This window comes from Ruminococcoides sp. (assembly GCF_057037865.1).
The window spans coordinates 72,142-86,423 of record NZ_DBLZMS010000009.1 but is presented as its reverse complement, the minus strand read 5'-3'; the positions used below and the strand labels follow the sequence as shown (position 1 = coordinate 86,423).

Below are 14,282 nucleotides of genomic sequence, written 5' to 3'. Positions count from 1 at the left end.
ATTATCTCTCCATCAAATTCTCATAATATCCTTCAATTTTCTTTGAAATCTCTGTTATATCGTATTTTGCGCATAGCATTGACTCAGTACGGTTTACTTCCTGCATTTTATTTTTGCAATTCACGATTGCCTTCGCCCAAAGCTGTACACTTTCCTTAGTATCAATCGACAAATATTCAACATTCTGTGTTATCGCTGTTTCCTTTGGGACATTTTCTGAGCACACAACTGGAAGGCCACTCATCTGCGCCTCTATCATTACAATCCCAAACCCTTCAAAATGTGACGGAAATGCAAAAACATCAAACATGGAATAATAATCCTGTGTATTATTTACTGCATCAATCACCGTGACAAAGGGTTCAAGATGTTTATCCTTCACTTCCTTCAAAAAATCATTTTTTGTTTCTCCCGTTCCCACAAAGAAATAGCAGACATTTGGAATCTTTCTGCACACATCTTGAATGGTCTGCAACAAAAAAGCCTGATTTTTTTGGTAATTAAAGTGTCCGATATGCCCTACAATAAATTTATCTGCTAATGAATAGTATTTCCTTAATTTATTTCGTTTCTCCATATTATAAAGAAACTTGCGTTGATCTATTCCATTATAGATCACATGATAATTTTCCTTTCTTTCTATACCTGTACCAAACGTCCACTTTCCCGCTTCCTCTGAACACGCCAAATAAAGATCTGGTATGCTCCCAAACACCCCTATTGATATAATCCTCAGCAGCTTTTTCAGTGCCAGATTTCCTGCTCCAAAAGAATTATTGTGTGTGTGTATAACTACTCTTTTCACCCCTGCACGCTTCGAGACAGCCGCAAAAATCAACCCTATCGCATTGTTCACATGACAATGTACAATATCATATTTATTTTCCTTCAAATAGTTGTGCAGTCCTTTTACACAGTCTTTAAAACTGTATTCTCTGTTCTGATAGAGTGTAGTGAATTTTATTCCTCTTTTTTTCAAATCATCAACTGCAAATTCAGATTCAAGAAATGCCGTACAAATCTCATAAGTACAGGTTCCCTCAAAATGAGTGACAATATCTAACGCTGCATGCTCCATGCCTCCATTGTCCCAGCGAGGCAAAAAGTGAAGAATCTTAATGTTGTTTTCGCTATCCATTCATTCTTCTCCTTTTTTTGCATACTTAAAAATCAATTTCACAATCTTAATGTCATCCACAAAATATCGTTTAAACATTCTCTTTGGTTCCTGCAAAAAACGGTAAAACCATTCCAACCCATGCTCACTCATCCAACGAGGTGCACGTTTTACATTACCCGCAAGAAAGTCAACTGTAGCACCGGCACAAATTGATACCTTGGCATCATATTTTTCGATGTTCTCATATATCCATTTTTCCTGTTTAGGGCAACCAAAACAAGCAATCAGCAGATCTGGATGCATCTCTGAAATCATCTGATTGATTTTATTTAATTCGCCATCGTTTTTTTCAAACTCAAATGGTGGTGCATAGGTTCCAACAATTCTAATATTGGGATGTTTAACTTCAAGTTTCTGTTTGGCCTGTTCTGCAATACCATCCTTACCACCAATAATAAAAATCTTATATCCTTTTTCAGCAGCCACTTCACAAAGCAAGGGGACTAAATCAGAACCAGAGATTTTTTCTTTCAGTGGTTTACCATGTAATTTTGAAATCCAAACTAAAGGTTTACCATCAACTAAAACCATATCTGCATCATCCACAACTTTTTTCAGATATGAATCGTCTTCTATTTTCATCACAACATCGACGTTAATTGCGACCACATACGATTTTTTATTACCTTTAATCATCTGCTCAATATCCGCAATCGTTTCCGTCATTGTTACATTATTTATATATGTATTAAGCAGAACCTGTTTTTTCATCACATCAGTTCTCCCCAAAAAATTCATCTTCTAGCATCAAACACAAGCAATGGTAAACTGGCAAATGCAATTCCTGAATCATATACGTTTCAGTCTGCGGAACCTTAATACATACATCGCTCATCTGCGTCAACTTACTATCTTTTGCACCGGTCAAACCTATTACTTTCATGCCTTTCGCATGTGCAGTAGTAGCAGCATACAATATATTTTTACTGTTACCACTCGTAGAAATGCCTAAAAACACATCTCCCGCTTTACCATAGCCATTTACTTGCTGTGCAAAACACAGAAGCGGTTCACAATCATTCATGTACGCAGTAGACAATGCAGGATGTCCATCTAATGCAATAGCAGGCAGCGCGCCTTGCAAGCTTTCTGCCAGAACAGTCCCAAGCTCTTCATTTTCACTAATAAGCTTATCTGTGAAATTTTCATTTAGTTTTCTAGGGAGTTTAAAACCTTTCATCAACTCTCCAACAATATGTTCTGCATCCGCAGCTGATCCACCGTTTCCAGCAATCAATAATTTGCCTTCATTCTTATATGACTCGACAAGCAAAAAATATGCTTCTACAATTTCATCTTTGACAGAGTTTAATACTGGGTATCTATTAACAAGCACTTCAATGTGTTTATAAATTTCTGTTTTCATTCTTCCCTCACAACTTCTTAATTATTGCTGGAACACCTACCGCAAGTGAATTTTTAGGTATACTATGTGTAACAACAGCGTTTGCACCAATAATAGAATCATCCCCAATTGTGATATTTCCTAGAATTACGGCACCCGCACCTATCATTACATTATTTCCAATGCGAGGTGCTTCACCCAAGCAACTTGCTTTAGACCATTTGCTTCCGATTGTTACACCCTGAAATATTTTACAATCTTCACCTATAACGGCTTTTGGATGTACCACACAACCAATCCCTCTATGGTAAAAAATTGTCCGATTACCTATTTCGGCATCAATAGATACTGAACAGGCACAAATCAGATGATTTATTAATTCAAGAATCCTTGATATTTTTCGTGGCACCCACCCCATTTTTGAAAGGTGATTTCCAATCCTCCATAATTTATTCATCTATGTTTTCTCCTCAAAACAAAGATTTTGTGAATTCATCCAGAGACTTCATCGTTTCTGTCTGACCATAGTTTTTATCATCATCACTCAAAAGCACCGTCTTGCATCCAGCATTGATACCAGCTATAACATCGTTTTCACCATCACCGATCATCCATGACTGTGACAAATCTATGTTAAACTCTTCTGCCGCTTTCAACAGCATTCCTGGCTTTGGTTTACGACACTTACATTCAATTTTCAGTTCCGGACGCTCCCCTTCATATCCCTTATGAGGGTGATGCGGGCAATAATAAATAGCATCCAAATATGCGCCTTCTTTTCCAAGGAGTGTTTCCATCTTATTATGAATTTCTTCAAGTTCATCAAAAGACACTTCTCCACGGGCAATAACTGGCTGATTTGTCACGACAATAGCTAGATAACCAGATTCATTAATCTTCTGGATTGCCGGTGCAACACCATCAATCAATTCAAAATCATCTATATTTCTAAGAAACCCAACATATTTGTTAATGGTTCCATCCCGGTCAAGGAATAATGCCTTTTGTTTGTTTCTTAGATTCTTTCCAGAGACTCTGCCCTCTTTATAATCCGAACAAACGGAATAATATCGTTCTGGAGTACCCATATCTTTGACATACTCTGGACTGTCATAGCAGAACATCTTTCCTGTTCCTGCTAACGGTTTTAACAACTGACGATCCAAATCAACTTTTACAGGCTTACCATCCTCGCCAATCTTCCCTACCGAATCGGCATCAATACCGGAAATCTCCAGTACTTTAGGATTAATAACATGTAAACCTGCATTCACACGATTTCTGTAGTACTGTGGCCGTGCATCCTCCTTGGCCAACCACTTTTCAACTGCGCCATTTTTATCCGCAACAATTAGTCCGCTATCGTAGGGATGACTATTCGGATGCGTAAAAAGTGTAACCAATCCGTCACGCTTCCGGTGAAAAGCAACAAATCGATTAAAGTCCACATCAAACATCGCATCTGCATTTAAAAGCAAAAAATCAGATGTCAGCTTATCCTTAATTTTAAACAGCGCACCGGCATTGCCGAGTGGCTCTTTTTCAAAATAGTACTCAATATGTACGCCAAACGGCTTTCCTGTTGCTGGAGAGTTTTCAGAACCATCACCAAAGTAATCCATAATGATATTTCCCAGGTGACTTACCGTCATAATAATGTCATCAAATCCCTGATCTTTCAGACATTTGATTTCTCGTTCCAACACCGGAATGCCTTCAATTTTTATCATCGGCTTAGGAATATCACTCGCTACAGAGGAAATACGAGTGCCTTTCCCGCCTGCCATAATCACTACTTTCATGTTTTCAATCCTTCGGTGTATAGTCTTCCGGTGTATAATGGATTACACGTGTTCCACCATCTTCAAATTTGAACGGAATATAGAGTAGGTCGCGCATTGCCAAACGAACTGCATCTTGATGTTCTGGCTGTACATAAAATACAAGGAACCCACCACCACCAGCGCCGAGAAGTTTTCCGCCCAACGCGCCGGCAGCAATACCTTTTGCGTAAAGTTCATCAATGCTATTTGTAGAAACAGCAGATCCCGTCTGACGCTTAAGTTTCCATGTGTGATCCAACAGTCTACCAAAATCGTCAAGATTCTTTTCCTTATCCGTTAAAACTTTCTCTGCATCATCAACCAATGACAGCATTTCTCTTAACTGTGCTGTTTTATCAACCTTATCTGCTGCATTCGCTTTCTGAACCTCAGAAGAAAACCGAGTAAAACCAGTAAAAAACATCATTAAATTTTGATTTAGCTGCTTCTTTCTCTCAGGTGAAATGATCACAGGTAGGACTTCATATCCATCCGCATTAAAGTTGATACGATTAAATCCACCAAATGATGCTGCAATCTGATCCTGCCAGCCACCTGCTTCCTGACACAAATTTCGCTCCAGATAAATTGCTTCATCTGCCAATTTTTTCTTATCAGCATATTTTCCTTTTAGCGCATAAAAGGCATTCAGCATTCCTACTGCAAAAGAACTTGATGTTCCTAACCCAGAACGTGCAGGAAGATCAGCTTCATATGTAAGACGAATTTCGTGCATATCCAGCATCTTCATCGCATTACGAATTGCTGGATGCTGAATGTCATCAATACTTGTCACACGCTCAGTCTTTGAGTAAGACAACTCAGTAGAGTAATCAAAAAAACGAGGCAGGTGTCTTACATTCACATAACAATACTTATCAAATGTGGTAGACAAAACAGAGCCACCATTTTCTCTAAAAAAGCTTTCCATATCTGTTCCGCCACCAAAAAAGGACATACGGAAAGGTGTTTGTGTAATAATCATAGTTTTTCCCACCTTGTTAATCTCTCTGAAAAATATCTCTGGTGTAAACCTTATCCTTCACATCATCTAGGCACTTGTCATAGCGGTTTGCGATGATGGCGTGGCTCATTTCCTTGAACTTAGCCAGATCATTAACCACTACTGATCCAAAGAAGGTTTCACCGTCTTTCAGTGTCGGCTCATAAATCACAACCGTGGCACCCTTTGCCTTGATGCGCTTCATGACACCCTGAATAGAGCTCTGGCGAAAATTATCGCTGTTACTCTTCATGGTCAGACGGTAAACACCAATAGTGACATTTTTCTCCTTGTCTTCATCAAACTCATTTTCTGCATCATAGCCGTAGTAGCCAGCCAGTTTCAGAACACGGTCTGCAATGAAGTCTTTTCTTGTTCTATTACTCTCAACGATTGCTTCAATCAGGTTCTCTGGAACATCAGCGTAGTTCGCCAGCAGCTGCTTGGTGTCCTTGGGCAGGCAGTAGCCGCCATAACCAAAGGACGGGTTATTGTAATGGCTACCGATACGCGGATCAAGGCAGACACCATCGATAATCTGCTGGGTATTCAGCCCCTTGCTCTCTGCATAGGTGTCCAGTTCGTTGAAGTAAGCCACGCGCAGGGCCAGATATGTATTGGCGAACAGTTTAACAGCCTCTGCCTCGGTGAAACCCATGAACAGAGTGTCGATGTTCTCCCTGATAGCACCTTCTTGCAGCAGACCAGCGAACTCGTGTGCCGCCTCTACCAATCGCTCATCGTTCAGATCAGTGCCAACAATGATACGGCTCGGATACAGGTTGTCATATAGGGCCTTGGACTCACGCAAGAACTCCGGGCTGAAGATGATGTTCTTGCTGCCAAACTTCTCACGCACACTTGCGGTATATCCCACAGGAATAGTAGATTTGATGACCATGATGGCGTTTGGATTATATTTCATAACCAGCTTGATCACAACTTCAACTGCAGATGTGTCAAAGTGCTGAGTGTGGCTATCGTAGTTTGTAGGGGTCGCAATTACAACAAAGTCAGCATCAGAGTATGCAGCCTTTGCATCAAGTGTTGCGGTCAAATTCAGTTTCTTCTCTGCAAGGTACTTTTCAATATAATCATCTTGAATTGGGGACTTGTGATTGTTGATCATCTCAACCTTCTCTGGAACAATATCAACTGCAGTTACCTGATGATGCTGAGAAAGCAGTGTGGCAATTGACAAACCCACATAACCAGTGCCCGCAACGGCGATTTTGTAATTCTTCATGTTATTTACTCCTCCGACCCTCATCGGGCATATCCTCTAATTTTCTATGTACACATCCATATGGATGGCCTTTCTCTCTAATTCCTCTTACCGTTCACACGGCTAAGTGTTTTCTTATGCTGTCGTATCCAATTACCCCGACAATCATATTGCCCTTGTTTTATACAGTCGAACCCTGTATACCCTGCAATGATGTTTTTTCTAAGTGTTGGATTGTTGAATCGAACACTGTCAGTGCATGAATCTTGTTAAAACTGTATATATCATTCAATCCGGTTTTACAACTTCTTCAAAATCGGTAATATCACTTTGTCGGCTTACCTGCCACATGGCGGATAAAGTCGGGTACCCGACCCGTCTGCTAAAATTATGCCTTTCATATGTACCTCCCAAATCATCTTCCTTGTTTAGTAAGAACTGCGATAATTGTTTTAAATATGATTTTCCAATCCACAAGAAAACTGCGTTCACGGATATACTGTATATCCATCTCGACCCATTCATCAAAAGAAATGTCATTTCTGTTTGGCTGAATTTGCCAATAACACGTAAGACCAGGTGTAATAAACAATCGCTGGGCTTGATAAGCAGAATATTGCTCAACCTCTCTGGGCAAAGCAGGACGAGGTCCCACAATGCTCATATCTCCTTTTAGAATATTAAAAAGCTGTGGAAGCTCATCAATACTTGTTTTTCTTATAAATTTTCCGACTCTTGTAATTCTCGGATCATCGGCAATTTTAAAAACAGGTCCATCCATTTCATTTTCTTCCAGCAGTTCCTTAAGCCTGTCTTCCGCATCAACAACCATTGAGCGAAATTTATACATTTTAAACTCTTTACCGTTTTTTCCCACTCTTATCTGCGAAAAAACAGGACCTCCTTTGGGATCATCAATAATGATAGAAATAACTGTAATCAGCATAACGGGAGAAAGAACAATAATAGCTATCAGAGAGAACAAAATATCCTGAAATCTTCTTAAGCACCGGTAACCGTGTCTTGTTTTTAAGGTTGCATAATAAATATTATTTTCAGGCATAACCTTTTTTTCGAAAATATTGTTTTTTCTTTCATTTGCATACATTCTTTTCGCCAAAACTACACCCCTCTAACAAAAAAATTAATAGCCGTATTCGCCGTAGTAACCGTATTTGTATCCTCCGCCGTATTTGCGTTTACCGACAGGCTCAACATCATTAAATATAACACCGATAATATTAGCTTCGGAGCGTTTGAGAATATCAATTGTTTTTTTGTAGTCCCTGATGTCGGTAACATTATCTCTGACTATAACAACAACACCGTCAGTTTGCTTTATTATAGGTAAAGCGTCAATTACTACGCCAATTGGCGGAGTATCAAATATAATATAATCATATTGTTTTGAAAGTTCTTTGATTAATTCTTTCATATTGTCACTTGATAAAAGCTCCGACGGGTTCGGAGGAATCGTACCGCAACAGATAGCGTCAAGATTGTCCAATTTAGAAGTGTAAACTATATCAGATACCTCACATTCAAAATTGAGGTAATTTGTAATTCCCTTGTCAACAGGTATTTCAAGCACCGATTGAATTCGAGGTCTTCTCAAATCACAATCAATAATCAGTACCCTGGTATCAACCTGCTGTGCAAGTGCAATAGCTATATTAACTGCAGTAATAGTCTTTCCTTCGGATTTTGCAGAGCTTGTAACAGATACCATTTTACAGCCTTTTTTTACAATTGAATAAGCAATATTTGTTCTTGCTTTTTTATAAGACTCTTTAATCTGAAAGCCGACAGCTTCTGCATTGAGTTTTACATCTTGAAAAGAGCCTCTTTTTGGATATTTTTTCATACTGACTCCCTCTTATCTTTTTTTTTGTTAGATTTATTTACTGCGTCAAATTTTGGAATAGCTGCAAGAATTGGAATATCTCCAATCATAGTCATTTCCTCGTTGTATCTCATCTTCTTATCAAGGAACGCTCTGAGCAATGAAATTCCGACAGATATAACAAGTCCTGCTATCATTGCAATTATTACGTTCTTTATTTCATTCGGAGATGAAGGAGCAGTAGGCAACTGAGCATAATCAACTATTTTTAGCGTTGCTTTGGATTTAAGTCTTGAAATAGCCTCAGGTGCAACCTTTCCAACCGCATCAGCTATAAGCTTTGAATCATTTGGAGAAGGAGTAGTAACCTTAGCGTCAAATATCTCTGTCTTTTCGTCACTGCTGAAAGAAACCATTTCGCTAAGCTGTTTAGCGGTATATTTGTTGTTTATACGCTCGGAAAGCTCTGTGTAAAAAGTATTTGTGTTCAGCATTTTAATATATGTAGCAACAAGATTCTGTGCATAGGTTTGCTCAGAAAGTATATTGAGGTTGTTTTTATTTTCATCATCATTTGACGTATCAACATATAACTGAATTGAAGACGTGTATGACTTTGGAATAAAATATCTTGTTATGAAAAAGCTTCCGATAGCACAAATAAGCGTAACTACGATAATAAAAGCTGCATTTTTCTTAATAATATTCCATACATCTGACAATGAAATAATAATTTCATCCTTTTCTTCCATAGAACTACCTCCGTTTTACATATTCATTCGTTTTCTGCATTTTTCTGCATTTTTCTGCATTATTAGTTATTATTATAATCCAATATCCAATTTATTTCAACAACAATATTTTATTTTTTCCCACTATTGACAAAGTTTGTGTGACTAATTTATTATTGTACACTAAGATATCAAGAAATTAGTAATTATCACCATAAACACATAAAGGCTTTTCGTAGAGAAAGTTATGTAAGTACAGTTGCCTTGCTTTTTGTTCCTTTTGAATGCGGTGCTTTATCGGACTTTACTGTCCATATTTCGGCACCGACCTTTGCCTGAGCTGTTTCATCAATATCGCTTAAATCCGTAAACATAAACCGAGCCGAAAACAAACCATATTGAAACAAGCTGTGTTGTAAAGCCTTTGCATAGCAACATAAATATTGCAAAGCCTATCCACACTATCGGCATATGAGGATTTTTGTATTTATATTCCGTTTTGCCATTCCGATTTTATGTAAAAAGTGCATAAAAACACTGACAAGTATTAGCATAGAACGCCATTACTTGTCGGCAATAATTTTAATATCACATTCCTTGTTCAAAAATATAGAGGTACAAATCTTCAAGAGTTGGTTTTGCGGTTGTGTATTGGCAGTCTGTCGGCGGGTTATCGGTCACGATGCGGACTATTATGCTGTTGTCGTTGTGACAGAGATTTGAAACACGGTAATTGTCTTGAAAATATTTTAAATCTTCCCTTTGAATTTCGACCTCAAAGACTTTATTTTCAAGCTCCTTTGTCAACTTATTCGGGGAATCGTGGGAGATGAGCTGACCTTTTTTAAGCAAAATAATCTCCTTTGCGATAAACTCAATATCCGACACAACATGGGTGGAGATTAGGACAATTTTATCCTCGGCAATCTCGCTGATGAAGTTGCGTATGCGTATTCTCTCCTTCGGGTCAAGTCCTGCCGTGGGTTCGTCCAAAATCAGGATTTCGGGATTGTTCAGAAGCGCTTGAGCAATCAAGGCTCTCTGCTTCATACCGCCCGAAAACGAGCCTAACTTTTTATGTGCGGCATCTGTCAGATTGACCGTTTCAAGAAGCTGAGTGATCTTTTCCTTGGCTTCTTTCTTTTTTAAGCCCTTTAAAGCCGCCATATACCACAAAAAGCGGTTGAGGGTGAAATCATCATACAAGCCCTGCTGTTGGGGCATATAGCCGAGTACGGCTCGGTAATCCTTGCCGAGCTTTTTGATATTTTCACCGCCGTAAACCACCTCTCCGCCGTCGGCATTGAGGTTGTCGGTGATAATGTTCATCAGCGTGGACTTGCCTGCTCCGTTCGGTCCGAGCAAGCCGTATACTCCCGGAGTTAAGGTAACGCTGAAATTATCAAGCGCCTTTACCGAGCCCTTTTTATAGGTTTTGCTGATACAATTTAAAGCTAATTCCATATTTACAACCTCTTTTGCCTTGAAACTTAAATTATAAATTTCGTACTTTTGCGCTTGGGGACAAAGATAATCAGAGCCGATACTGCGATTATCAGCAGACAAACGGCGGTGATTATGCCGATAACGGCTGTCTGAGCATTATTTGAAAATGCCGATACCATACGGATTTTGCTGTTATCAATGAACACCACGCAGGGTATAAGGAGCAAGCCGCTTGAAATTATCATTGTCACAAACTGATTTTTAAATATGTAGGAGAGCAGATAGACCAAAGCCGTTGCGCCGACTGCCGCAAGCAGATGAACAAAGCCGAGAGCAAGAATATATCCGCCCACGGTTATGCCGCTTGTCAGAGCCGAAAAATCTCTTGAATATGCAAGCGGTAAATCAAATGATGCCGTGCCGAAGGTCTTGATAAAGTTGAGCATATACGGCAGATAGATTAAGATATAGGAAATCACCGTGGTAATCAGGACGGTTAAGAGCTTTATAATCAACAGCCTCGCTTTGCCGTGCTTATTTGCCGAAATCAAGTTAACCATAGAGGTCTTGTATTCAATCGCCAAAATGTTGGAGGTACAGAAGATAACCACGGCTAAGAGCAGAGCAAAATACTCCCACTCCCTAAAGGTGTCCATAGTCAGCCGCTTGTTCACCACTTCATTGACAAGTGCAGGCTTTTCGCCCGTCAGCTCAGCCTTTCCGTTAACATATTCAAGCTGAGCGCAAATGTCCTCAAATGCCATTCCTCTTATGCTTAAAATACCATCAATGGTATTGAGCCTGTTCGTTTTTTCCTCAGCCGAAATCGTGTTGTCGGCTGAAATCTCCTCGGCTTCTCTTGCAAGCTCCTCAAAATAAGCTCTTTCACTCTCGATAAAATCATACTTTTCCTCGTCAAGCTCACCCTCAAGCGTTTGCATATAGGTGTCATAGGCGCTTTCCTGAGGACTTATGAATATAATACTCAAATCATCATTGTAGCTGACAAAGCCGAGAGCCACGAGGATAATTACTGCGACGAGGGCGAAGGAGGTTTTGTAGTGCTTGTAAGCCTCGCCGCTGTATATTCTCACACTTCCGTTGATTTTCTTAAACCGTCCGAGCCGTGACATAAGCCTGTCGAGCAAAACGAGCTTTCCGTTATGCTGTGACAGCCTTGAAAACGCCAATGTCGTTCCAAAAACTCCGACAACGAAGAGAGCTATAGCTAAGCCGATGAAAACGGTGATTATGTTAATCGGCTGTGAAAAAATATTGACATTCTGATAACAGCCGAAAATATTGTTGCCGCTGATAAGGTAGAAAATATTTATAAATTTTAGCGAAGCCAACACAGAGCTACCGTCAATGAAAATGAAGCAGGAAAATTCAAAAATCAGTGCCGCCGCCAAGATTAAATAGGTCTTTGCGGAGGACTTGATGACCACGAATAAAAATGCCGTGAGCATTGACAGAGAGCAGAGCAAAAGCGTTTTGCCGAGTACCCACAAAATCAGGTATTCAAGCATTGTAACATTTAATGCGCAGTTTAAAAACAGCTCGCTCGACTGCACGGGGCGGCTCAAATCTCCAAAGCCGTAGACTGTGCCTGCCATCATAATGTTGCTCGCATAGAACAGCAGACTAACAACCGCCGTAACGCTCAAAACAACCAAGAGCTTGCAGGCTATTGTTGACAGTCTGCCCTTTGCCGTTGACCGCACAAGAACATAAAGTCCCTTTTCTCTTTCAACGGAGAACATCAAAATATTGACAAGTAATACGATAATCAGCAAAATATAGCTTGAAACCTCATATGAGGTTGCGGCTTCAACCGCCTTGTTGTTGCCGAGGATGGGCTTAACACCTTTAACCTCGGCAAAATCCATGGGAGTTTTTTCAATATTTCTGAACGAAAAGCTGTCCGGCTCTGCAAAAATGGAAAAGCTGCTCTGTTGCTCGGCTCTCGACTTCATATTGGAAATAAACTCTTCATAGCTGTCTATGTGAGAGAGCTGAGCCTGTATGTTGCTTAGCATAACCGAGCGGTTAAACAGCTCATCATCGTTCAAGTCCAAGCCTGCCGCATTGTCATACAGCTTTGGATATTTTTTCCTGTATACATCTGCATTTCCGTTGTGCAAAAGAATTTGTGCAATCTGTATCTCCGTGTTCTTGCTTTCAAAGAACGCATTTTTATCCTCTGCGCCGTTACATTCCCGAATAAGCTGTTCATATGCCCCGACATCACTTGAAATTGCCGAATTTTCATAATCAGAGGATTGAAGCATTACGAAAAACAGAGAATCAGCACAGAAAAAGGCGATGATGCAAATAAGAAATATTTTGTTTGAAAACAGCTTTAAATATTCGCTACCTGCAATTCTCATTCAACTCTCGCCTGTCCCTCTACATAGTAATTGCTGTCCTTCTTTTCAGCCCATTTCAGCTTGCAAAGCTTGGTGAATTTTATAGTTTCGCCGCCGATTGAGCCGAGTTGACTTTTATCCGCCATAGCTAAAATTCGTTCTCCGTTATCATCTACAGATTCAAAAATAAAATATTCATTATCCTGTGGATTAATATTATTGCATACTTTATTTTCAAATTCAGGCGGAACATACGAATCTATCTCATTCATATTTAAATCGTAAACCGTAATAATCTGTTTTTCTGCATCTTTTCTAGTAACCTGCACACAATTATCACCATATATGTATTTTCCATCGGTTGAATATTGCAAATTATCTTTATGAGCTATTGTGAAAAAGCTTTCCTTTACATTTCCATCCAAATCGCATTTAAGATAAACATTTTCATCCGAATTTTTATCGTAATAGGACGCAATCATTGTGTCGTCTAAAAAGAAATTATAAGACACCTGATAGCCTTTAGCTTTAGGAATGTCATTAATCTCTAATGTATCCAAATTGATACATTTGATACTTAAACCGGGTCCTTCCTCTTTTTCATTTCTCTCGTCGGCAGTAAAGTAAAAATAATTCTTATACGCGCATATTTGAGAAACAGCTCTCAAGCCGGACTCAATATAGTAATCCGTTTTGTATAGAATCTGCGGTTCTGATTTAGGTGAATCAAGAGGTATTCTGATTACTGATGAATCAGTAGAGCAATAAAAATATCCCCTGTGTATGAACCATTCAAAAGCATAAAAATTAAAGTTTCCCGTAAGATTTTCCCTTTGGCTTCCATCAGGCTTCATACGCATAAGATATGTATTGTAATTTATATAGCTCTTGTCATACTCTCCGCATAAAGCATACAAATATCCGTCATTATATTGTATTTGGGGCATCTCCGTTAAGTTTAAATAAGCATCGCAAGTTTCAGGGTCATCGTGAGTACAATTTGGTTTTGAACAAAGAGGAGTAGCCTTTTTTGTTTCTTTATCAATAAAAATCACGATTCCGTCCTCACCGATATAATAATAACCTTTATCTGATTTTGTCATAGGTGCATTTCCGCCAATATGGTACATTAGCTGCATATCTGTTGCATAATTTATATATGCATCATCGGAATTTGAGTATGAAGATTTATTCGTACAGCCATAAAAAAATACAGCAGCACAAATTATTAAAAGTAATGCCATCATTGCAGTTGTTTTCTTCATTGGAATACCTCTCACAGTTTTTCTTTTTTAAAACAATTTTTGGAATTTATAT

Annotated in this window: 14 protein-coding genes; all 14 read right to left on the bottom strand. The window is 39.1% G+C overall.

Annotation, left to right across the window (positions count from 1 at the left end; genetic code table 11):
- Position 1: 1 nt before the first annotated feature.
- Positions 2–1,138, bottom strand: coding sequence for a glycosyltransferase (locus AC2HW8_RS08890; protein ID WP_117950836.1), 1,137 nt, complete (start codon positions 1,136–1,138; stop codon positions 2–4).
- A complete protein-coding gene (locus AC2HW8_RS08885) occupies positions 1,139–1,891 on the bottom strand; it encodes a WecB/TagA/CpsF family glycosyltransferase (protein WP_484327440.1) in 753 nt (250 codons plus the stop codon).
- 4 nt (positions 1,892–1,895) lie between these two features.
- The gene (locus AC2HW8_RS08880) at positions 1,896–2,546 is read right to left on the bottom strand and encodes a D-sedoheptulose-7-phosphate isomerase (protein WP_117950838.1); all 651 of its coding nucleotides are present in this window, start codon (positions 2,544–2,546) and stop codon (positions 1,896–1,898) included.
- A gap of 7 nt (positions 2,547–2,553) precedes the next feature.
- Entirely contained in the window at positions 2,554–2,982 is a 429-nt protein-coding gene (locus AC2HW8_RS08875; protein WP_117950839.1) for a serine O-acetyltransferase, read from the bottom strand.
- A 13-nt stretch (positions 2,983–2,995) separates the two neighbouring features.
- On the bottom strand, positions 2,996–4,327 hold the full coding sequence (gmhB, locus tag AC2HW8_RS08870; protein WP_117950840.1) for a D-glycero-beta-D-manno-heptose 1,7-bisphosphate 7-phosphatase: 1,332 nt from the start codon (positions 4,325–4,327) through the stop codon (positions 2,996–2,998).
- Between the two features lie 4 nt (positions 4,328–4,331).
- Positions 4,332–5,333: a GHMP family kinase ATP-binding protein gene (locus AC2HW8_RS08865; protein ID WP_117950841.1), complete on the bottom strand. Its 1,002-nt coding sequence runs from the start codon at positions 5,331–5,333 to the stop codon at positions 4,332–4,334.
- 16 nt (positions 5,334–5,349) lie between these two features.
- Positions 5,350–6,597 carry a nucleotide sugar dehydrogenase gene (locus tag AC2HW8_RS08860; protein WP_117950842.1) on the bottom strand — a complete coding sequence of 416 codons (1,248 nt, stop codon included), beginning with the start codon at positions 6,595–6,597 and terminating at the stop codon, positions 5,350–5,352.
- A gap of 394 nt (positions 6,598–6,991) precedes the next feature.
- A complete protein-coding gene (locus AC2HW8_RS08855) occupies positions 6,992–7,639 on the bottom strand; it encodes a sugar transferase (protein WP_118101652.1) in 648 nt (215 codons plus the stop codon).
- 81 nt (positions 7,640–7,720) lie between these two features.
- A complete protein-coding gene (locus tag AC2HW8_RS08850) occupies positions 7,721–8,440 on the bottom strand; it encodes a CpsD/CapB family tyrosine-protein kinase (protein ID WP_101069587.1) in 720 nt (239 codons plus the stop codon).
- On the bottom strand, positions 8,437–9,171 hold the full coding sequence (locus AC2HW8_RS08845) for a YveK family protein (RefSeq protein ID WP_484327439.1): 735 nt from the start codon (positions 9,169–9,171) through the stop codon (positions 8,437–8,439). The genes AC2HW8_RS08850 and AC2HW8_RS08845 overlap by 4 nt, the downstream gene beginning before the upstream one ends.
- Positions 9,172–9,395: 224 nt before the next feature.
- Positions 9,396–9,524, bottom strand: a complete 129-nt coding sequence (locus tag AC2HW8_RS08840) for a hypothetical protein (protein ID WP_278299855.1) — start codon at positions 9,522–9,524, stop codon at positions 9,396–9,398.
- A 214-nt stretch (positions 9,525–9,738) separates the two neighbouring features.
- Positions 9,739–10,614 (bottom strand): ABC transporter ATP-binding protein, encoded by an 876-nt coding sequence (locus tag AC2HW8_RS08835; protein ID WP_021883064.1) that lies wholly within the window; start codon positions 10,612–10,614, stop codon positions 9,739–9,741.
- A 26-nt stretch (positions 10,615–10,640) separates the two neighbouring features.
- Positions 10,641–12,986, bottom strand: a complete 2,346-nt coding sequence (locus AC2HW8_RS08830; protein ID WP_484327438.1) for a hypothetical protein — start codon at positions 12,984–12,986, stop codon at positions 10,641–10,643.
- A complete protein-coding gene (locus AC2HW8_RS08825) occupies positions 12,983–14,230 on the bottom strand; it encodes a hypothetical protein (protein WP_304004350.1) in 1,248 nt (415 codons plus the stop codon). The genes AC2HW8_RS08830 and AC2HW8_RS08825 overlap by 4 nt, the downstream gene beginning before the upstream one ends.
- Positions 14,231–14,282: the final 52 nt, after the last annotated feature.